This window comes from Sphingomonas sp. BK235 (genome assembly GCF_004345855.1).
Lineage (GTDB): Bacteria > Pseudomonadota > Alphaproteobacteria > Sphingomonadales > Sphingomonadaceae > Sphingomonas.
This window is the reverse complement of record NZ_SLXN01000005.1, coordinates 254,813-274,682: the sequence shown is the minus strand read 5'-3', so window position 1 is coordinate 274,682 and position 19,870 is coordinate 254,813. Positions and strand designations below refer to the sequence as shown.

15 protein-coding genes and 1 tRNA gene are annotated in these 19,870 nt (G+C 71.3%); 6 read left to right on the top strand and 10 right to left on the bottom strand.

Translation table 11 applies throughout. From position 1 onward, the window contains the following. Nucleotides 1-19: 19 nt before the first annotated feature. The 4 genes from metH to EV292_RS14790 form a co-directional block, all read right to left on the bottom strand. A complete protein-coding gene (gene metH, locus EV292_RS14805) occupies nucleotides 20-2,713 on the bottom strand; it encodes a methionine synthase (RefSeq protein WP_132909997.1) in 2,694 nt (897 codons plus the stop codon). Between the two features lie 254 nt (nucleotides 2,714-2,967). After that, nucleotides 2,968-4,014 carry a homocysteine S-methyltransferase family protein gene (locus EV292_RS14800; RefSeq protein ID WP_132909996.1) on the bottom strand — a complete coding sequence of 349 codons (1,047 nt, stop codon included), beginning with the start codon at nucleotides 4,012-4,014 and terminating at the stop codon, nucleotides 2,968-2,970. Between the two features lie 248 nt (nucleotides 4,015-4,262). Then, entirely contained in the window at nucleotides 4,263-5,204 is a 942-nt protein-coding gene (gene metF, locus EV292_RS14795) for a methylenetetrahydrofolate reductase [NAD(P)H] (RefSeq protein ID WP_132909995.1), read from the bottom strand. After that, nucleotides 5,201-6,151 carry a metalloregulator ArsR/SmtB family transcription factor gene (locus EV292_RS14790; protein ID WP_132909994.1) on the bottom strand — a complete coding sequence of 317 codons (951 nt, stop codon included), beginning with the start codon at nucleotides 6,149-6,151 and terminating at the stop codon, nucleotides 5,201-5,203. Before EV292_RS14790 ends, metF begins: the two co-directional genes overlap by 4 nt. A gap of 288 nt (nucleotides 6,152-6,439) precedes the next feature. On the opposite strand from EV292_RS14790, the gene EV292_RS14785 reads away from it, so the two are divergent. Both EV292_RS14785 and EV292_RS14780 read left to right on the top strand, forming a co-directional pair. Further along, the gene (locus tag EV292_RS14785) at nucleotides 6,440-6,733 is read left to right on the top strand and encodes a hypothetical protein (RefSeq protein ID WP_132909993.1); all 294 of its coding nucleotides are present in this window, start codon (nucleotides 6,440-6,442) and stop codon (nucleotides 6,731-6,733) included. Nucleotides 6,734-6,797: 64 nt separating this feature from the next. Next, nucleotides 6,798-7,748, top strand: a complete 951-nt coding sequence (locus EV292_RS14780; RefSeq protein ID WP_132909992.1) for an aldo/keto reductase — start codon at nucleotides 6,798-6,800, stop codon at nucleotides 7,746-7,748. A 7-nt stretch (nucleotides 7,749-7,755) separates the two neighbouring features. On the opposite strand, the gene EV292_RS14775 is transcribed toward EV292_RS14780, so the two are convergent. The 4 genes from EV292_RS14775 to EV292_RS14760 form a co-directional block, all read right to left on the bottom strand. Next, nucleotides 7,756-8,139 (bottom strand): DUF805 domain-containing protein, encoded by a 384-nt coding sequence (locus tag EV292_RS14775; protein WP_243693794.1) that lies wholly within the window; start codon nucleotides 8,137-8,139, stop codon nucleotides 7,756-7,758. Between the two features lie 59 nt (nucleotides 8,140-8,198). Beyond that, nucleotides 8,199-8,609 (bottom strand): DUF805 domain-containing protein, encoded by a 411-nt coding sequence (locus tag EV292_RS14770; RefSeq protein WP_165927126.1) that lies wholly within the window; start codon nucleotides 8,607-8,609, stop codon nucleotides 8,199-8,201. 128 nt (nucleotides 8,610-8,737) lie between these two features. Continuing rightward, nucleotides 8,738-11,278, bottom strand: a complete 2,541-nt coding sequence (locus EV292_RS14765) for an EAL domain-containing protein (protein ID WP_132909990.1) — start codon at nucleotides 11,276-11,278, stop codon at nucleotides 8,738-8,740. A 263-nt stretch (nucleotides 11,279-11,541) separates the two neighbouring features. After that, nucleotides 11,542-13,332, bottom strand: coding sequence for a histidine kinase famiy protein (locus EV292_RS14760; protein WP_207913438.1), 1,791 nt, complete (start codon nucleotides 13,330-13,332; stop codon nucleotides 11,542-11,544). A gap of 179 nt (nucleotides 13,333-13,511) precedes the next feature. On the opposite strand from EV292_RS14760, the gene EV292_RS14755 reads away from it, so the two are divergent. Beyond that, entirely contained in the window at nucleotides 13,512-15,269 is a 1,758-nt protein-coding gene (locus EV292_RS14755; protein WP_165927125.1) for a methyl-accepting chemotaxis protein, read from the top strand. A gap of 122 nt (nucleotides 15,270-15,391) precedes the next feature. Here EV292_RS14755 and EV292_RS14750 read toward each other — a convergent pair whose 3' ends face one another. Beyond that, nucleotides 15,392-16,687: a DUF2171 domain-containing protein gene (locus EV292_RS14750; RefSeq protein ID WP_132909988.1), complete on the bottom strand. Its 1,296-nt coding sequence runs from the start codon at nucleotides 16,685-16,687 to the stop codon at nucleotides 15,392-15,394. 248 nt (nucleotides 16,688-16,935) lie between these two features. Here EV292_RS14750 and EV292_RS14745 point away from each other — a divergent pair. The 3 genes from EV292_RS14745 to EV292_RS14735 all read left to right on the top strand — a co-directional run bounded on the left by EV292_RS14745 (nucleotide 16,936) and on the right by EV292_RS14735 (nucleotide 18,575). After that, nucleotides 16,936-17,011, top strand: a tRNA-Ala gene (locus tag EV292_RS14745). Between the two features lie 41 nt (nucleotides 17,012-17,052). Next, a complete protein-coding gene (locus EV292_RS14740; protein ID WP_132909987.1) occupies nucleotides 17,053-17,823 on the top strand; it encodes an NUDIX domain-containing protein in 771 nt (256 codons plus the stop codon). Nucleotides 17,824-17,873: 50 nt separating this feature from the next. Beyond that, a complete protein-coding gene (locus tag EV292_RS14735) occupies nucleotides 17,874-18,575 on the top strand; it encodes an extensin family protein (protein ID WP_243693793.1) in 702 nt (233 codons plus the stop codon). A 180-nt stretch (nucleotides 18,576-18,755) separates the two neighbouring features. On the opposite strand, the gene EV292_RS14730 is transcribed toward EV292_RS14735, so the two are convergent. After that, a complete protein-coding gene (locus EV292_RS14730) occupies nucleotides 18,756-19,307 on the bottom strand; it encodes a hypothetical protein (RefSeq protein WP_132909985.1) in 552 nt (183 codons plus the stop codon). Nucleotides 19,308-19,870 lie beyond the last annotated feature (563 nt).

Below are 19,870 nucleotides of genomic sequence, written 5' to 3'. Positions count from 1 at the left end.
ACTCATGCTGGCGCGGTTCTCAGTCGAGATTGGGCCGCAGCAGCCGCGTCGCCTGCCGCACGTCGACGCCGAGCCGCTGCGCATAGTCCGCGACCTGGTCCTCGCCGATCCGCGCCACGCCGAAATATTCCGCCTGGGCGTGGCCGAAATAGAAGCCGCTCACCGCCGCGGTCGGCAGCATGGCGTAGCTCTCGGTCAGCTCCAGCCCGACGTTCTTCTCCGCCTCGAGCAGGTCGAACAACGTGCGCTTGAGGCTGTGCTCGGGGCAGGCGGGATAGCCCGGCGCGGGGCGGATGCCGCGATATTGCTCGCGGATCATCGCCTCGTTGGTAAGCTGCTCGTCGGGGGCATAGCCCCACAGATCGGTGCGGACGTGCGCGTGGAGCCGCTCGGCGAACGCCTCCGCCAGCCGGTCCGCGAGCGCCTTGAGCAGGATGTCGTTATAGTCGTCGTTGTCCTGCTTGTAGCGCGCGAGATGCGCGTCGATGCCGTGGATGCCGACCGCGAAGCCACCGATCCAGTCGCCCGCGGGGTCGACGAAGTCGGCGAGGCACATGTTCGCCCGCCCCTCGCGCTTGGCGATCTGCTGGCGCAGGAACGGCAGCCGCGTCGAATGTTCGTTGCGGCGGTCGAGGTCGGGCAGGTTGAGCCCGGCGGGCACGCCGCCACCGTCGGGCGTCCGCGTGTCGACGCTGTGGCGGTCATAGACCCAGACGTCGTCGTCGTGGCGGTGGCACGGCCACAGCCCGGCGACGCCGCGCGCGGTCAGCCACTTCTCCGCGACGATGCGGTCGAGCATCGCACGCGCGTCGGCGTAGAGCGAGCGCGCGCTCTCGCCCACCACCGCGTCGTCGAGGATCGCGGGGTAATTGCCCGCCAGCTCCCAGGCGCGGAAGAAGGGCGTCCAGTCGATGTAGTCGGCGAGATCGGCGAGGTCCCAGGCGTCGTAGACATGGACGCCGGGCTTCTTCGCCGGGGGCGCCTTGAGCGCCATGTCCGCCGCGAAGCCGCGCTTGCGCGCTTCCTCCAGCGGCAGCAGCGCGTTGGCGCCCTTGCCCTCGCGCGCGTCGCGCACCGCCTGATATTCCGCGGCGACGCCGGCGACGAAGCCCTCCGCCTGCGTCTCCGACACCAGCGCGGTGGCGACCCCGACCGCGCGGCTGGCGTCGAGCACGTGCACCACCGGTCCGGTGTACGCCGGCGCGATGCGCAGCGCGGTATGGACCTTGGAGGTGGTCGCGCCGCCGATCATCAGCGGCATCGTCATGCCGGCGCGCTGCATCTCCTCCGCCACCGTCACCATCTCGTCGAGCGAGGGGGTGATCAGGCCGGAGAGGCCGATCATGTCGGCGTCCTGCGCGCGCGCGGTCTCGAGGATCTTGGACCAGGGCACCATCACGCCGAGGTCGATCACCTCGAAGCCGTTGCACTGGAGCACGACGCCGACGATGTTCTTGCCGATGTCGTGGACGTCGCCCTTCACCGTGGCGATCACCATCCGGCCCTTGCCGCGCTGCTCGGCGCCGCCCGCGGCCTTCTCCGCTTCGATGTACGGCAGCAGGTGCGCCACCGCCTTCTTCATCACGCGCGCGCTCTTCACCACCTGCGGCAGGAACATCTTGCCCGAGCCGAACAGGTCGCCGACCACGTTCATGCCCTGCATCAGCGGGCCCTCGATCACCTCGATCGGGCGGCCGCCGCGCGCCGCGATCTCGGCGCGCGCCTCCTCGGTGTCGTCGACGACGTGCGCGTCGATCCCCTTCACCAGCGCGTGCTCGAGCCGCTTGACCACGTCCCAGCCGCGCCACTCCTGCGCCGCCTTCTCGGCCACCGCGTCAGTGCCGCGGAAGCGCTCGGCCAGCGCGACCAGCCGCTCGCCCGCCTCGGGGTCGCGGTTGAGGATGACGTCCTCGCAGGCGGTGCGCAGCTCGGGGTCGATCGCGTCGTACACGTCGAGCTGGCCGGCGTTGACGATCGCCATGTCCATGCCCGCGGGGATGGCGTGGTACAGGAACACCGAGTGCATCGCGCGGCGCACCGGCTCGTTGCCGCGGAACGAGAAGCTCAGGTTGGAGAGCCCGCCCGAGATATGGACGTGCGGGCAGCGCGCCTTGATCTCGCGGCACGCCTCGATGAAATCGACCGCGTAATTGTTATGCTCCTCGATCCCGGTCGCCACCGCGAACACGTTGGGATCGAAGATGATGTCCTCGGGCGGGAAGCCGATGCCGGTGAGCAGGTCATAGGCGCGCGCGCAGATCTCGACCTTGCGCGCCTGCGTGTCGGCCTGGCCGACCTCGTCGAACGCCATCACCACCACCGCGGCGCCGTAGTTGCGGCACAGCCGGGCGTGGTGGAGGAACTGCTCCTCGCCCTCCTTCATGCTGATCGAGTTGACGATCGGCTTGCCCGACACGCACTTGAGCCCGGCCTCGATCACGCTCCACTTCGAGCTGTCGATCATGATCGGCACGCGCGCGATATCGGGCTCGGCGGCGATCAGCTTGAGGAAGGTGGTCATGGCGTGGTGCGCGTCGAGCAGCCCCTCGTCCATGTTGACGTCGACCACCTGCGCGCCGTTCTCGACCTGCTGGCGCGCGACCTCGACCGCGCGGGTGTAGTCACCCGCCATGATCATCTTCTTGAACGCCGCCGAACCGGTGACGTTGGTGCGCTCGCCGACGTTGACGAAGCGGGTGGAGGAAGCGGTCATGTCATTCTCTCAAATCCTCCCCGCTCGCGGGGAGGGGGACCGCGCGCGCAGCGCGGGGTGGAGGGGGCTCTCCGCGTAGGCTGGCGCCGGTGGAGAGCCCCCTCCGCGGCGGTCATCTTGATGGGGCGCGTCGCAACCTACCGAGTATAGCGTGCGTGGAGAGCCCCCTCCACCACTCGCCTGCGGCGAGCGGTCCCCCTCCCCGTGCCGGGGAGGATTGAGGGCGCGGCTGCGGCGCCGCCCCCCTTAGCCCGTCACGCCGCCATGGTGAACGGCTCCAGCCCGGCGAGCCGCGTCTGCACCGGCGGCGCGGGGATCGCGCGCGGGGCGACGCCGCGGACGCGCTCGGCGATCGCGGCGATATGCGCCGGGGTCGAGCCGCAGCAGCCGCCCAGCACGTTGACCTGCCCCGCCTCGGCCCATTCCGCCACCAGCCCCGCGGTGGTCGCGGGCGCCTCGTCATAGGCGCCGAGCTCGTTGGGCAGGCCGGCGTTGGGATAGACCATGATCAGCGTGTCGCAGATGCCGCTCAGCGTGCGCACGTGCGGGCGCAGCTGCTCCGCGCCGAACGAGCAGTTGAGCCCGATCGTCAGCGGCCTGGCATGACGGATCGCGTGCCAGAACGCCTCCACCGTATGCCCCGAGAGGTTGCGCCCGGAGAGGTCGGTCAGCGTCATCGACAGCATGATCGGCAGGTCGCGCCCGAGCGCCTCGCCCGCCTCGATCGCCGCCATGACGCCGGCCTTGGCGTTGAGCGTGTCGAACACCGTCTCGATCAGCACGAAGTCGGCGCCGCCCTCGACCAAGGCGTCGATCTGCTCGCGGTAGACGTCCTTGAGGTAATCGAAGTCGATCTCGCGATAGCCCGGATCGTTGACGTCGGGGCTGAGCGACAGCGTCTTGTTGGTCGGCCCGATCGCGCCGGCGACGAAGCGCGGGCGGCCATCCTTCGCCTGAAACTCGTCGGCGAGGCGGCGGGCGAGGCGCGCGCTCTCGACGTTGATCTCGCGCACCAGCCCCTCGGCGCCGTAATCGGCCTGGCTGATGCGGTTGGCGGAGAAGGTGTTGGTCTCGGCGATGTCCGCGCCCGCCGCGAAATAGGCGCGGTGGATCGACTCGGGCACCTCGGGCTTGGTCAGCGCGAGGATGTCGTTGTTGCCCTTCTGGTCGTGGCCCAGCGTCAGCGCGCCGGCATAGTCCGCCTCGGAGAGCTTCCAGTTCTGGATCTCGGTGCCGAAGGCGCCGTCGGTGATCAGGATCCGCTTCGCCGCCTCGGCGAGGAAGGTGTCACGTGGGGTCATCTCAATCTCCGATCCTCCCCGCGTGGCGGGGAGGAGTATCGCGTAAGTCAATTCGTGCAGCTTCCGCGCATCAGACCTGGTCCGTCATCCCGGCCTTGAGCCGGGATCCATGGTGCCGCGCACGCCCGAGCCATCGTTCCCGCGGAGCCATGGATCCCGGCTCAAGGCCGGGATGACGGTGGGGCACAAGCGTTCGGTGCGCGCCGAGCCATAAGCAACAGCCCCGCCTTGCAGTGGAGGCTCGAAGGTCACGCCGCCGCTACCGCTCGCCGCGGTGCCGCCCGCACGCCCAGCAGGTGGCAGATCGCGTAGCTCAGCTCGGCCTTGTTCATCGTGTAGAAGTGGAGCTGCTTGACCCCGCCGGCGTAGAGCTTGCGGCACAGCTCGGCGGCCACCGTCGCCGCCACCAGCTGGCGCGCGGCGGGCAGGTCGTCGAGTCCCTCGAACAGCCGCACCAGCCAGCCCGGCACGTCGGTGCGGCACATCGCCGCCATCCGCTGCACCCCCGCGAAGCTGCCGATCGGCATGATGCCGGGCACGATCTCGGCCGTGATCCCCGCCGCCGCCGCCGCGTCGCGGTAGCGGAAGAAGGTCTCCGCCTCGAAGAAGAACTGCGTGATCGCGCGGTTGGCGCCGGCGTCGAGCTTGCGCTTGAGATTGTCGAGGTCGCCGGCGAGATCGGCCGAGCTGGGGTGGCATTCGGGATAGGCCGCCACCGAGATCTCGAACGGATGGAGCCGGCGCAGCCCCGCCACCAGCGCGGCGGCATTCTCATAGCCGCCGGGGTGCGGCGCATAGTCCGCCGCGCCCGCGGGCGGGTCGCCGCGCAGCGCCACGATGTGGCGCACCCCCGCGGCCCAATATTCCTGCGCGACCGCGTCGATCTCCTCGCGCGTCGCCTCGACGCAGGTGAGGTGCGCCGCGGCGGGCACGGCGGTCTCGCGCGCGATCCGCGCGACGGTGGCGTGGGTGCGGTCACGCGTCGACCCGCCCGCGCCATAGGTGACCGAGAGGAAGCGCGGCCCAAGCGGGCAGAGCGTCTCGATCGACTGCCACAGCGTCTCCTCCGACTTCTCGCTCTTGGGCGGCGAGAATTCGAAGCTGACGTCCACGTCGCCGCCGACGTCGGCGTAGAGCGGCGCGTCCAAGGCGCGGCGCGCCTCCTCGAGCTGGTTGACCGAGAATGTCATGCCGCCTTCACCTCTCGCCACGGCTCGCCGGCCTTCCGGCCGAGCCACAATTTCACCGTCAGTTCGCCGCCCTCGAGCGTCTCGGTCCGCGCCGGCAGCAGCCCGGCGGCGGCGAACCAGCGCTCGATCTGCGCGTCGGCGAAGCCCAGCCGCGTGTGCGCGTCGCGCGCGCGCAGCTCCTCGCGGTCGTGCGGCGCGAAGTCCGCGATCAGCAGCCGCCCGCCCGTCGCCAGCACGCGCGCCGCCTCGGCGATCGCGGCGCCGGGCTGCTGCGCGAAATGCAGCACGTGGTGCAGGATCGCGACGTCCGCCGCGCCGTCGCCGAGCGGCAGCGCGTAGAGATCGGCCTGGCGCAGCTCGGCGTTGGCGAGCCCCTGCTCGCCCAGCTTGGCGCGCGCCAGCCGCAGCATCTCGCTGCTCTTGTCGATCCCCAGCGCGTGCGTGGCGGCGGGCGCGAACAGCTCGATCATCCGCCCGGTGCCGGTGCCGATGTCGATCAGCCGCCCGAGCGGCGCGTCGGCGAGCACGTCGCGCATCGCCGCCTCGACCTGCTCCTCGGCGACGTGGAGCGATCGGATCGCGTCCCACTCGGCGGCGTTCGCCTCGAACCAGCCCGCCGCCGCCGCGGCGCGGTCGGCGCGCACCGCCGCCAGCCGCGCGAGGTCCGCCGCGGCCTCCTCGGTGACGCCGAGCGAGTCGAGCGCGGCCAGCACCGGCCCGAGCCGCGCGCGGTCGCCGAGCGCGACGAACACCCAGCTGCCCTCCTTGCGCCGCTCGGCCAGACCGGCGTCGCACAGGATCTTGACGTGGCGCGACACGCGCGGCTGGCTCTGCCCCAGCACCTGCGCCAGCTCGCCGACCGACAGCTCCATCGCGCCGAGCAGCGCGACGATGCGCAGCCGTGAGGAGTCGGCGAGCGCGCTGAAGATGGCGAGGGCGTGTTTCATCCGGCGAGCAGATATAAAGATATCTTTATATGAGGTCAAACGATGGATGGCGGGGGAGCAAACGCGTTCATCTCCCCTCCCCTTCAGGGGAGGGGTCGGGGGTGGGGGCTCTCCGCGAATGCCGCGCTCGTGGACAGGCCCCACCCCGGCCCTCCCCTGAAGGGGAGGGAGTAGCGCCCCCTCCCTTCGCTTGGACCCGCCCCCTCCTTTGGACCCTTTCCCCCTGCTGCCGCGTTCGCGCCCCACCCCCGGCTATTGTGCCGGCGTAACGACAGGGGAGATATGTCCATGAAGCGCACGCTGATCGCCGCCCTCGCCGCCACCACCGCGCTGGGGCTCGCCGCCTGCAGCGAGAAGGCGCAGGACCAGTCCGCCGCCGCCGCGAACACGATCGCCGCGGACACCGCCGCCACCACCTCCAACGCGGTCGACGACGTCGATGCCGCGACCGATCGCGCGCTCAACTCGGCCGAGAACAGCCTCGACCGCACCGGTGCCGCGCTGAGCAACTCGGGCGACCGCGCCGCCGACGCCACCGGCAACGCGATGGTGCGCGCCGGCGAGAGCCTGCGCGACCGCTAAGCCTGACCGAGACCGCCGCCGCGCGCCCGCGTGGCGGCGGCGGTCGCCCGTCCGAGATGACATCATGACCGACCTTCGCCGCCTCGGCGCCTCCGACCTCAAGATCGCGCCGCTGGTGCTCGGCGGCAACGTGTTCGGCTGGACCGCCGACCGCGCCGCCAGCTTCGCGGTGCTCGACGCCTTCGTCGCGGGCGGGGGCACGATGATCGACACCGCCGACGCTTATTCCGCCTGGGTCGACGGCCATAGCGGCGGCGAGTCGGAGACGTTGATCGGCGAGTGGCTGCGCGCGAGCGGCCAGCGCGACCGCGTGCTGATCGCCACCAAGATGGGGATGCTCCCCGGCGAAGGAGGCGAGGGGCTGGCCCCCGCGCGGATCGCGGCGGCGTGCGAGGCGTCGCTGCGCCGGCTCGGCACCGACCGCATCGACCTCTATTACGCGCACCGCGACGACGAGACGCAGCCGCAGGAGGCGGTCGCCGACGCGTTCGCGCGACTGGTCGAGGCGGGCAAGGTGCGCGTGCTCGGCGCCTCCAACTTCCACGCGGCGCGGCTCAAATCGGCGGTGGAGGGCGCCCGCGCCGCCGGACTGCCGCACTATCAGGTGCTCCAGCCCGAATATAATCTGGTCAGCCGCCACAGGTTCGAGGGCGAGCTGCAGGATTATTGCGTCACCGAGAATATCGGCGTGCTGCCCTATCTCGGGCTCGCGCGCGGCTTCCTGACCGGCAAATACCGCACCCGCGACGATCTGACGAAGAGCGTGCGCGGCGGGCAGATGGCCGAGCTGCTCGAGGGCAATGGCGCCGCGATCCTGTCCGCGCTCGACGCGGTCGCGGCGGAGACGGGTGCGACGCTGGCGCAGGTGTCGCTCGCCTGGCTGATCGCGCAGCCGGGCGTCACCGCGCCGATCGCCAGCGCCACCTCGGCCGCGCAGGCGGAAGACCTGCTCGGCGCGATGACGCTGACGCTGTCGCCCGAGCAGCGCGCGCGCCTGACCGACGCGGGCGCCTGACCCGCGCTCAGCCGGCGACGCGGCGCGGGTCGGGGCCGAAGCGGTTCTCGGTCGCTTCGCCCGCGCGCAGCCCGATGAAGATGGCGACGAGGAAGCCGATGAACGGCACCAGCGTCGCGATCACCCACCAGCCCGACAGATCGAAGTCGTGCAGCCGCCGCACCCGCACCGCGAGCCCGGGCAGCAGCATGGCGCACAGCCACAGCGCGGCCGCCGCGATGCCCAACGTGCTGGGATCCTTGCTCCCCGGCGCGCGGCCGACCTCCATCAGCGCGCCCGCCACAACCAGTCCGGCGAGCACGACCAGAACGAACAGCCAATATTCGCGCCGCGTCGAGCGCCCGCCGAACGACGCGTAGAGCCGGAACGGTCGCGTGAGATAGTCGATCATGGCTTCCCTCTCATCGGATGCGCAGGGGGAGTGTGGCGCTCGCGGTGCGCCGACCGGTGTCACGCCGCCGCGGTCGCGGTCGGGGCCGCACCGCGCGGGCTCGGCAGCAGCGCGAGCGCGAGGGCCAGCGCGATCCCGCCGAACGGCAGCGCGAGCAGCACGAGCCAGCGCGGCGAGCGCCCGAGATCGCGGAGCCGGCGCAGGCTGACCGCGAGGCTCGGTATCAGCAGCAGCAACGCCACCAGCAGCGGCAGCAGCATCAGCGCGAACAGCAGCAGCGCCGCGGCGTTGCTCTCACCGAGCCGCAGCGTCGCGATCAGCCAGGCGGCGGCGTCCTCGGCCAGATGCGCCACGACCACCGCGACCGCGAGGACCAGCGCCGCGCCCGCGTGAAAGGCGAGATACTCGCGCCGCGAGGCGCGCCCGTGCGTCTCGGCATAGCGCCGCCACGGCCTGATCCACTCGTCCATGCCCGTCCCCACCCGCCGCGACGGCGGGTCACGCCCCATCATAGGCGCACCACGCGACGGAGCGTGGCATCGGCACGATCAAATTCGGCCCGCGCGGCGCGAAATCGAATCCCGCGCCGCCCCGTGCGCTACGCCGCGATCGCGCGCAGGTCGCGCGGACCGCCGGGGCCGGTGAGCGCGGCGATCCGCTCCGCGCTGACGGGGCGGCTGAACAGATAGCCCTGGAGGTGCGTGCAGCCCGCCAGCACCAGCGCGTCGCGCTGCGCGCAGGTCTCCACGCCTTCGGCGACGATGCTGATCCCCAGCGCCTCGCCCAGCCCGACGATCGCCTTGATGATCGCCCCCGCCGCGCGCGTGCTGTCCAGCCCGCGCACGAACGATTGGTCGATCTTCACCTTGTCGAACGGGAAGCGCTCGAAATAGCTCAGCGAGGAATAGCCCGTGCCGAAATCGTCCATCAGGATCTTGATCCCCTGCGCACGCAGCCGCTCCAGCTCGACGAAGGTCCGCTCGACGTCGCGGATCAGCACGCCCTCGGTGATCTCCAGCTTGAGGCGGTGCGGCGGCAATCCGGTCACGGCCAGCGCGTCCATCACCGTCGTGTAGACGTCACCGGCGTGGAACTGGATCGGCGACAGGTTGACCGCGACGCTGATCCGGTCGGGCCAGCCCATCGCGTCGCGGCACGCCTGGCGCAGCAGCGCGGCGCCGAGCGGGACGATCAGCCCGCTCTCCTCCGCGATGGCGATGAACACGTCGGGACGCACCGGCCCGCGCGTCGGATGGGTCCAGCGCGCCAGTGCCTCGACGGTGACGATCTCGCCCGTGTCGACCTTGAGCACCGGCTGATAGTGGAGCGTGATCTCGCCGCGCGCGAGCGCGTCGCGCAGGTCGATCTCCAGCGCGCGGCGGTCGCGCGCCGCCGCCTCCATCGCGGGATGGTAGAGGCAGATCGAGGCATGCGGCGTCGCCTTGGCGCGATACAGCGCGAGATCGCCGCAGTGGCGCAGCTCGGCGGTGGTCGCGGCGTGCGACGGCGCGAGCACGATGCCGACGCTCGCGCCCAGGAACGCGGTGCCCATCGCGGTGACGAACGGCTGTGCCAGCGCCGCCACCGTCGCCTCGGCGACACCGCGCGCGCGCGCCGCGGGATCATCCTCGATCAGCAGGATCACGAACTCGTCGCCGCCGACGCGCGCGACCAGGTCGGTCGCGGTGACGAGCCCCTGCAACCGCTCGCCCACCTGCGCCAGCACCAGGTCGCCGACGACATGGCCGAACTGATCGTTGACCGACTTGAACCGGTCGAGGTCGACCGCGAGCAGCGCGAAGCTGGTGCCCGCGGCGACCAGATCGTTGAGCCGATCGACGTAGCTGTGGCGGTTGACCAGCCCCGTGAGCGAGTCGAAATGCGCCAGCTTGAGCACCTCGGCCTCGGCGCGGCGTACCTCGGTGACGTCCTCGGACAGGCCCAGGATATATTGCCGCGGCCGGTCCGGCCCGTCGAGCACCATCCGCGTCGTGCGCAGGCTCACCCGGGTTCCGTCGCAGCGGATGAAGTCGTTCTCGAACCGCTGCGCCTCGTCGGGGTTGGCGAGCGCGGCGCGGTCCTGCGCCTCGTAATGATCGCCCAGCCAGGGGTAGAGCTCGCGCGCGGTGCGGCCGATCAGTTCCTCGCGCGGGCGTCCGGACAGTTGCTCGCCGGCGCGGTTGGTGAGCAGGTAGCGTCCGGTCGCCGCATCCTTGACGAACAGCATCGCGGGCAGATGCTCGATCACCGCCTCGAGAAACGCCTGCGCCGCCTCGTTCTCGCGCTCCAGCGCTCGGCGCGCGCGATCGTCGCTGACGATCACCGCATAGCCCGAGGGCGCGCCGAAGCCGCAGCGCCCGAGCGTCAGCTCGACCGGCACCCCTTCGCCCGAGGCGCGGCGCGCCTCCAGCGGCTGGCCGGCGAGCCGTCCGCCATTCTCCGCCGCGGCACGGGTCGCCTCGTCCCAGCCCGGGATGAAGCGCGCCACCGCGGCGCCGAGCAGCGCGTCGAGCGCGATGCCGAACATCGACGCAGCCCGCGTATTGGCGAACAGGATCGTGCCGTCGTGATCGGTGCAGATCACCGCGTTGGGCGCGCTCTCCACCACCTGGCTCGCGATCGCGCCCACGGTGCGCAACCGGCGCGCCTCGATCAGCTCCACGACGGTGGCGGCGAGCCCGCGCAGGATCTGGCGCTCGCCCAGCGACAGGCCGGCGCGCCGCCGCGTGTCGAGCACGCACAACGCGCCGAGATGATGGCCGTCCGCGCTGACCAGCGGTGCGCCCGCGTAGAACCGCAGCCCGAGCTCGCCGCACACCATCGGATGATCGACGAAGCGGTCGTCGCCGGCCAGGTCGGGGATGACGAGCAGGTCGCGCGACCCCAAAGTCAGGCGGCAGAACGAATCGTCGCGCTCCACTTCACCGGCGGGGAAGGCGTGGTGCGACTTGAACCAGGCACGCCGGTCGTCGATCAACGTTACCGCGCTATGCTGCGCGCCGAGCGCGAGCGCGGCGACCCGCGTGATCTCGTCGAACATTGCCTCGGGCGGCGTGTCGAGGATCTGGAGACGCGCCAGCGCCTCGAGGCGCTGGCGCTCGCGATCGATCCTGTCGGCGGTGGACGATTCCGGCGTCATCGCGCGGTAATCGCACCGAGAGTTTACGAAACCATAGCAACGCCGCCGCCTCGGCGACGATTTTTCCCACTTCGGGTAAGCTGCGGGAAAATCATCGGTGGCGCGGAAGCAACCATCAAGGTTGGTCGTGTAGCGACGCCGATGCCACCGTTACGCGCCCCGTCGCGGTAGCTTGCCGCACCGGCTTTCCACTCGCCGGTGACACACCTGTCCCAATTTATATTGATCGCGATTAAGTAAACTTCACAAGATCCGCGCCCGGATCACATCTGCGCGGCGCCGAAGTCCGATCGCCGCCGCCGCTCACCGCGCTCGCCGCGCCGGTTGAGCGCCTGGCTGACACGATCGAGCAATTCGGTGCGGCGATAGGGCTTGCTCAGCACGTCGGTGGCGCGCGCGCGCGGGCCGTTGATCACCAGCTCCTCGTTGTAGCCCGTGGTCATCAGCACCGACACCGAGGGATCGCGCTCCACCACCGCGTCCGCCAGCACCAGCCCGTTCATGCCGCCGGGCATGACCAGATCGGTGAACAGCAGGTCGATGCGATCGCTCGGATGGGTCGCCTCGAACAGGCGCAGCGCCTGCTCGCCGTTCATCGCGGTGGAAACGTGATAGCCCGCGCTCTCCAGGATCTCGCGCGCGATCGCCAGCACTTCCTCGCTGTCCTCCACCACCAGGATATGCCGCGCCTCGCCCGTGTCGACGATGGCGCCGGCGGGCACATGCTCCTCGACCGTAGCGGGCTCGCGCTGCTCGCGGCGACCGCTGGGGAACAGCATGCGCACGGTGGTGCCCTGCCCCGGCTGGCTCTCGATCTCGAGCCGCCCGCCCGACTGGCGCACGAAGCCGCTCGCCATCGCCAGCCCCAGTCCGGTGCCGCTGCCCACGCCCTTGGTGGTGAAGAAGGGCTCGGCGGCGCGCTCGATCACCTCGGGGGCCATGCCATGCCCCTCGTCCTGCACCTCGAGCACGACATAGTCGCCCGCGGCCAGTTCGACCCCGTCGCGCATCGCGGTGCCGCCCGCGCCATCGCCGCCCTCGGTCGCCTCCAGCTTGAGCGGGCGGGTCGCAATCGTCACCAGCCCGCCCTCGGGCATGGCGTCGCGCGCGTTGTTGACGATGTTGAGCAGCGCCATCTCGAGCTGGTCGGGATCGACCACCACCGGCGCGAGCCCGCGGCGCAGGCTGAGATGGATCTCGACCTGCTTGTTGACCGAGCTCTCGATCAGGTCGCTGAACTCGGAGACGAGCTGGGTCAGGTCGAGCGGGCGCGGCTCCAGCCGGGTCTTGCGCGCGAAGGCGAGCAATTGGCGCGTCAGCTTGGCGCCGCGCTCGGCCGCCGACTGCGCCGCGGCGACGTAGCGCTGTGCGCGCGCGGGATCCTTGGCGGTGGCGACCAGCTCGAGGTTGCCGTTGACCACCTGGAGCAGGTTGTTGAAGTCGTGCGCCAGCCCCGCGGTGAGCTGGCCGATCGACTCCATCTTCTGTGCCTGGCGGTAGGATTGCTCGGTGTTGCGCCGGCGCGTGACGTCGAGCTGACTGGCGAAGAAATAGCGCAGCGTCCCGCCGGTGTCATAGACCGGGCCGACGAACACCGCGTTCCAGAAGGGTGTGCCGTCGCGGCGATAGTTGAGCAGTTCGAGCGCCACCGCGGACTTGTTCTCGACCGCGTGGCGCAGCTCCGCCACCGCGTTGCGATCGGTCTGCGAGCCCTGGAGGAAGCGACAGTTGCGCCCGAGGATCTCCTCTTCCTCGTAGCCGGTCAGGTCGAGGAACGCCTTGTTGGCGAAGACGATGGGATTGTCGTCCAGGTTGGGATCGGTGAGGATCATCGGCATCCGCGTCATCTCGATCGCGGCGAAGAAGACGCCGCCGCGGTCGTTCAGATCGGGATCGGTGATCGTGCTCTCGCGCCAGTGATGCAGACCGCTGCGCTCGATCGGCTCGTTGGCGCCGGTGTCCATCGTGCCCTCGGCCTGTTTGCCGGCGGCGAGCCCCGTGGGATCGACGTCGTCGCGGTTGGCCGGATCGGACGGGACAGAATCATTAGGCATGTTAGCGCGGTAGCCGTTTTCGCTCGACACCGGCAAGAGATCGCCGAACGCGGCGTGCCAGGGACGGACGCCCGCGCCCCGAACTTGGTAGCTGTAATTTAAGTATTTTCGCTCAGGAACCCGGTGTGAGGGCGCGGCGCGCCCATGGTGAATCAAGATCGGGTTGATTGATGCGAATGGTGGCGAAGACGCTGGCGGGCCGCAGCCTGTCCGCCAAGGTGACGATGTTGATCGTGCTGTCGCTGGGCATGCTGGCCCTGGTCACCGCCGGGGTGACCGCGACGATCCTCGGCGCCAATGCCGAGCACCGCGCCACCGAGCGCCAGGAAGCGAACATGCGCGTCGCCTGGGACGTGCTCCACGGCTTCGGCAAGGACGCGCGGCTCGACGGCGACACCTTGCTGATCGGGGACCATGCGCTCAACGGCGACAATGGGTCGGTCGATCGCGTCAAGGCGCTGGTCGGCGGCACCGCCACGATCTTCCGCGGCGACACGCGCGTCGCGACCAACGTCAAGAATCCGGACGGCAGCCGCGCGGTCGGCACCACGCTCACCAGCCAGCCGGTCCGCGACACCGTGCTGCGCGACGGCAAGCCCTATCGCGGCCGCGCCGACATCCTCGGCACCGCCTTCTTCACCGCCTATGACCCGATCACCGACGCGCAGGGCAAGGTGATCGGCGTGCTGTACGTCGGCATCCCGGCGGCGGACTTCCTCGCCGATCTCCACCAGGTCCAGCTCAGCATCGCGCTCGCCGCGCTGATCGTGACGGTGGCGGCGGCGCTGCTGTGCCTCGCGGTGACGCGGCGCATGTTTCGCCCGCTGTCCGAGATGCGCGGCGCGATGGAACAGCTCGCGCGCGGCGCGCTCGACCTCACCGTCCCCGGGCTCGATCGCGGCGACGAGATCGGGACGATGGCCCAATCGGTCCAGGTGTTCCGCGAGGGCGCCATCGCCAAGGCGCGCGCCGACGAGGAGCAGCGCGACGTGGTGGAGACGCTGGCACGCCACCTCGCCGCGCTCGCCGAGGGGCGACTGACCGCGCGGATCGACGGCGCCTTCCCCGCCAGCTACGAGCGGCTGCGCCAGGATTACAACAACGCGCTCGACGAGATCCACGGCGCGATCGCGGCGATCCGCGACGGCAGCGTCGCGGTCCACGGCCATACCAGCGAGCTGAGCCAAGCGTCGGACGACCTGTCGCGCCGCACCGAGCACCAGGCCGCGAGCCTCGAGGAAACCTCGGCGGCGATGAGCGAGATCGCGGGTACGATGCGCCAGGCCGCCGACGGCGCGACCAAGGCGCACGAGGCGATGGAGCAGGTGCATGACGAGGCCCAGCGCGGCGGCGCGGTGGTGCGCGACGCGGTGGCGGCGATGAACCGGCTCGAACAGGCGTCGGGCGAGATCGCCGACATCATCGCGGTGATCGACGCGATCGCGTTCCAGACCAACCTGCTCGCGCTCAACGCCGGCGTCGAGGCGGCGCGCGCGGGCGACGCGGGCAAGGGCTTCGCGGTGGTCGCCAACGAGGTGCGCGCACTCGCCGCGCGCTGCGCCGACGCCGCCACCGACGTGCGCCAGCGCATCACGCAGAGCGGGGAGCAGGTCGACGCGAGCGTGCGGCTGGTCAACCAGACCGGCGCGGCGCTCGACCGCATCACCGGGCAGATCGGCGACATCGGCGGGCTGGTCGCGGAGATCGCCACCTCGGCGCGCGCGCAGGCGAGCGGGCTCGACCAGATCGACACCGCGCTCAACCAGATCGACGGGGTGACCCAGCAGAATGCCGCGATGGTGGAGGAAGTCACCGCGGTGGCGCGCGCGCTGGAGGGCGAGGCGGACACGCTGACGCACGAGGTGGCGCGCTTCGTGCTGGCGGGCACGGCGCCCGCGGCCCCGGTGGCGGCGCCCCGGCGCGCGCTCGCCGCCTGACCGGGGCCGGCGGCACCTCGCGCCTGTCGCGCTGAACGCCTACACGCGACGAGGCCCCGGGCGTCGCCGCCCGGGGCCTCGCGCGACGCGGGCCGCCGGCCCGCGCCTCACCCGGTCACCGCTCAATAGGTGCCCGAGAAGCTCCGGTTGAGATTGGTCGACCCGCCCGTGTCGTCGCTCGACGACCCGGTGGTGCCGGCCGCGGTGGCGCTGCCCGTGCTGCTGCCCGTACCGCGGTTCAACCCGGTGTCGCGGCGACGCTGATCGTCGCTGCCGCGGTCACCATAGCCGAACATCGCCTGGTTCCTCTCCTCGGTGCGCCAGTGCTGCTTGGCCTCGTCGGCGGTCTTGGACAGCGTCACCTTCTTGTCCGCCACCGACTGGATCCAGCGCGACGGGATCGAATGGTGCTGGCCACCCGCGTCGGCGTCGTTCTTGGTCAGCAGGATGCGATCGCCGCGCACCTTGTCGACCGTGCCGACGTGGCTGCCGTCCGAGCCGACCACCTCGTCATGCTCCTGCACCTTGTCGAGCGAGTCGCGCTGGCCCTGGCGCTCGGTGCGCCACGACGCGAACTCATTGTGGAACTTGGTGCGGTTCTCCTGGCGATATTCGTCGTAATCGCGGTCGAACGAGGCGATCTGGCTCGACCGCCAGCTGTGATAGTCGCCGTCGCGATGGCTGTCGCCGCGCTGCTGGTAGAAGCGCTCGTCGTAGCGGCTGTCGGCCTCGCGGCGGCGCTCGGCGTCCTCGTCACCGAACCAGCTGCGGACCTCGTCGCCCGCGCGGGCGAGGAACCCGCGCTCGTCATAGTCATAGCCCTGCGGCTGACGACCATAGTCGCGCCCGCGCGGCTCGCGGCGCGCACGATTATCGTCGTCGGCGTGGCGATAGGAGCCGACATCCTCGAAGCGGCGCCCGTCCGAGGCGTAGCTGCCGTGATAGTCGCTGCCATAGCCCTGCTGACCATAGCCCTGCTGGCCATAACCCTGCCGCCCGGCGTCGCGGCTGCCATAATTCTGGTTGCCGTAATCCTGTCGCTGGAAGCGCTCGCGGTCCTGGCCGTAGCGCGATCCGCCGTAAGAGCCCGCGCCATAGCGCGCGCGCTCGCCACCGTCGCCGAAGCCGCCCTCGCCATAGCCGCGATCACCATAGTCGCGGCCGTCGTCGCGATAGCCGCGGGCATAGCCCGCCTGACCATAATCGCGCCGCCCGTAGCCGCCGCGCTCCTCGTCGCGACGGCCGGACGAGCCGCGGTCGTCGTCGCGATCGAACGCGCCGGCGGCCTGATAATCGCGTGCGCTCGAGTAGCTGCCGTAGCGGCCCGATCCATAGTCGCGGCCGTAATCCTGAGTCTCGCTGCGGCCGTAATAGTCGCCCTGCGGATTGGTACCGCGCGGATAGCGTTCGTAGCCCATGAGTCTTCTCCTGCGTGACACGTCGCGCGGCGCTTGGCGTCGTCGCGAGCGGACAGGCTGACAAGGATCTAGCGCGCCGTTCGTTCCGACCGTTGCGGGCGCGCAACCAGCGTCTCGTCGCACCGCGCCACCGCCTCGCCAGCGCCCGACATTTCGCGCGGGCGTCGCCTTTTCGTGGTTTTCGTGTTGCCAGCGTCCGCGGGGGCCGCTAAGGGCGGCGCTCCCCGGCGGTGCCGGGGAAGGCGGGCGGGGCTGTAGCTCAGATGGGAGAGCGCTGCAATCGCACTGCAGAGGTCAGGGGTTCGATTCCCCTCAGCTCCACCACCCGCCCGATCCCGTCCGCGCCGTCTGCTGCCGCGGCGGTGATGCCTTCCGGCTCCCCGATCGACGACGCCGCCTTGCCCGCGGCGATCCCCGCCGCGACGCTGATCGTGATGCGCGACCGCGCGGGCGCCGCGCCCGAGTTGCTGCTGGTCGAACGGTCGCCGCGGCTCGCCTTCGCCGCGGGGGCCACCGTCTTCCCGGGCGGGCGGATCGACCCGGGCGACCATGCGCTCGCCGCGACGCTGGGCGCGCGCGACCGCGATGGGGCCGCCGCGCGGATCGCCGCGGTGCGCGAGACGATCGAGGAGACGGGCGTGGCGATCGGCCTCGCCGATCCGAGCCGCGTCGCCGCGATCCGCGAGCGGCTCCGCGCCGGCGCACCGCTCGCGGCCGCGCTCGACGGCGCCGCGCTCGACCTGGAGCGGCTCGTCCCCTTCGCGCACTGGCGCCCCGCGGAACGCCACGCGCGCGTGTTCGACACGCTCTTCTATCTCGCGCGCTGGCCGGAGGGGGCGCCCGAGCCGACGGTCGACGCGACCGAGAACGTGCGGGTGGAATGGGCCAGCGCGCGCGCGACGCTCGACGCCGCCGCGCGGGGCACGCGCACGCTGATCTTCCCGACGCGGCGCAACCTCGAGCGGCTCGCGCAGTTTGCCAGCCATGACGAGGCGGTGGCGCAGGCGCGCGCGACCCCGCTGCGGCGGATCACGCCATGGATCGAGACGCGCGCGGGAGTCGACCACCTCTGCATCCCCGACGATCTCGGCTATCCCGTCACCGCCGAGCCGGTCGACGCGGCGCGACGCGGCTGAGCGCAGGGGCGCGCTGGCTGCGCGCGGCGCGGCGACTGATCGCGACCGCGGTGCTGCTCGCGCTGCTCGCCGCCGCCGCGCTGCTGGCGTGGCGCTACGCGCGCGGGCGGCCGCAGGACCTGCCCTGGACCCCGCTCGACCTCGGCGAGCCCGTCGGGCTGTTCACCGGGCGCAAGCTGGCCGCGCTGGGCGACTCGCCCGCGCGCTGCGCCGCGCTGCTCGACCGCGCGGGGGTCCGCTATGTCGCGGTGCCGCCGCGACGCCCCGCCGAGGCGCGCTGTGGCTATGACGCCGCGGTGCGGCTGGAGGCGGGCGGCGCGCGGCGCATCGCGCTGGCGCCCGATCGCGTCGCGCTCGCCTGTCCGGTCGCGGCGGCGCTGGCGCTGTGGGAATGGGACGTGGTCGCCCCCGCGGCGCAGCGCCACTTCGGCGCGCGCGTGGTGCGGATCGAGCATCTCGGCAGCTATTCCTGCCGGCGAATGTACGGCCGCAGCAGCGGCGGGTGGAGCGAACATGCCACCGCCAACGCGCTCGACGTCGCGGGCTTCCGGCTCGCCGACGGGACGCGCGTGAGCGTGCTGCGCGACTGGGACGGCGCGGCGGCCAAGGCCGCCTTCCTGCGCGAGGTGCGCGACGGGGCGTGTCGCGTCTTCGCCACGGTGCTGTCGCCCGACTATAATGCGGCGCACCGCGACCATCTGCACCTCGACCAGGCCGCGCGCGGCGCGACCGGCTGGCGCGCGTGCCGGTGAGACCCGGCGCGCCGCGGCCGAGCGGCGCCGGATCGTCGTGCCCGAGAAGTCTGCGCGCCCCCGCGCGCGCTGACAGGCGGGCGATCCGGCCCGCCTCGGTCCAAGCCCCCTGCCCGCCGCCACCCGCGGCGAGTGATCCACCGCTCGCGACCGCGCCCCCCGACGCGGTCGCGGCGCGCCTCAGTGCGGCAGCGCGGTGACGTCGACCTTCTCGACCCAGGCCGGGAAGAAGGCGGGCTGGCGCGACGACCAGCCCGAGGCGGTCGCCGCCGCCTCGCTGATCGACTGGAGCAGCGCGCGGCGCAGCTCGGGGTGAAGATGCGGCATCGCCGCCGCGGCGCAGAAGGCCGAGGGCAGCCACGGCCGCACCTGCGCGCCGACCAGCCGCTCGTAGAGGAAGCGATAGGCCGAGAAGGTGGTGATCCGCCCCTGCCCCAGATCGAAGGCGGAGAGCGTGATCAACGGCGCGAGCAATTGCTCGGCCGCCTCGAGCCCGCTGTCATCGGGTACCAGCGCGCGGATCGCGGGAAGGCGGCGGTAATGATGCGCCTGCGCGCGGATGCTCGCCGCCTCGACGACGTCGCGCGACCAGCGCACCATCGCGTCCTCGCGATCGAGTCCGACGTCGAGGCTGCGGCGCACGTAGCGCTGCGTCGCCGCCGCGAAGCTGGCGAATTCCTTCATCTCGGCCAATGTCATCGCGCCCTCGGCCGGCTTCCTTCTGGCACCCATGATCCGTACCCCGCCCCAGCGTTTCAACCGGGAGGATCATGCGCGAAAAGGGTTAACGCAGCCCTTAACGCGCGTGCCTTCCGATTGTCATCAATCCATCACGAACCCTGCCGCACCGCAACATGGATGCGACCAGCAGTTGTATCATGGTGGAAAAGCCGCCGCGGGCGCGGCTTTTGGGCAACATTCGATCGTAGCGCGTGGTTACCCGAAGTGGCGGACGGCCGTACCCGTCATCCCGGGCTCGCCCCGGGATCCATGGTGCCGCAAGCGGCGCCGCTGTTGCTCTCGCGGGGCCCTCTGTGATCGCAACCCTGCACGCGCGTCAGAGACAAGCGGCAGGTCCAACCACCGCAGGTACAAGCCGCCTTGCGGGTGACGGCGTTCGATGAGGATCTGATCTACCCTCCTTGAGCCGTGCTCCTGCGGACGCAGGAGCCCAGTGCCGCGGACGGCGACGCTTGTGGCTCTGGGCTCCTGCGTTCGCAGGAGCACCCCGATGATTCACGCCAGATCGATCACACGCTTCCGCGCAGACGCCCCGAACGCCGGCGTGACGATGA

What these genes read in the sequence shown, in the direction of transcription:
- EV292_RS14775 (WP_243693794.1), bottom strand. Translation starts at nt 8,139, where the DNA reads ATGATCGACTATCTCACGCGACCGTTCCGGCTCTACGCGTCGTTCGGC.
- EV292_RS14740 (WP_132909987.1), top strand. Translation starts at nt 17,053, where the DNA reads ATGCCTTCCGGCTCCCCGATCGACGACGCCGCCTTGCCCGCGGCGATC.
- EV292_RS14785 (WP_132909993.1), top strand. Translation starts at nt 6,440, where the DNA reads ATGAAGCGCACGCTGATCGCCGCCCTCGCCGCCACCACCGCGCTGGGG.
- EV292_RS14730 (WP_132909985.1), bottom strand. Translation starts at nt 19,307, where the DNA reads ATGGGTGCCAGAAGGAAGCCGGCCGAGGGCGCGATGACATTGGCCGAG.
- EV292_RS14750 (WP_132909988.1), bottom strand. Translation starts at nt 16,687, where the DNA reads ATGGGCTACGAACGCTATCCGCGCGGTACCAATCCGCAGGGCGACTAT.
- EV292_RS14760 (WP_207913438.1), bottom strand. Translation starts at nt 13,332, where the DNA reads ATGCCTAATGATTCTGTCCCGTCCGATCCGGCCAACCGCGACGACGTC.
- EV292_RS14780 (WP_132909992.1), top strand. Translation starts at nt 6,798, where the DNA reads ATGACCGACCTTCGCCGCCTCGGCGCCTCCGACCTCAAGATCGCGCCG.
- metH (WP_132909997.1), bottom strand. Translation starts at nt 2,713, where the DNA reads ATGACCGCTTCCTCCACCCGCTTCGTCAACGTCGGCGAGCGCACCAAC.
- EV292_RS14800 (WP_132909996.1), bottom strand. Translation starts at nt 4,014, where the DNA reads ATGACCCCACGTGACACCTTCCTCGCCGAGGCGGCGAAGCGGATCCTG.
- EV292_RS14790 (WP_132909994.1), bottom strand. Translation starts at nt 6,151, where the DNA reads ATGAAACACGCCCTCGCCATCTTCAGCGCGCTCGCCGACTCCTCACGG.
- metF (WP_132909995.1), bottom strand. Translation starts at nt 5,204, where the DNA reads ATGACATTCTCGGTCAACCAGCTCGAGGAGGCGCGCCGCGCCTTGGAC.
- EV292_RS14765 (WP_132909990.1), bottom strand. Translation starts at nt 11,278, where the DNA reads ATGACGCCGGAATCGTCCACCGCCGACAGGATCGATCGCGAGCGCCAG.
- EV292_RS14770 (WP_165927126.1), bottom strand. Translation starts at nt 8,609, where the DNA reads ATGGACGAGTGGATCAGGCCGTGGCGGCGCTATGCCGAGACGCACGGG.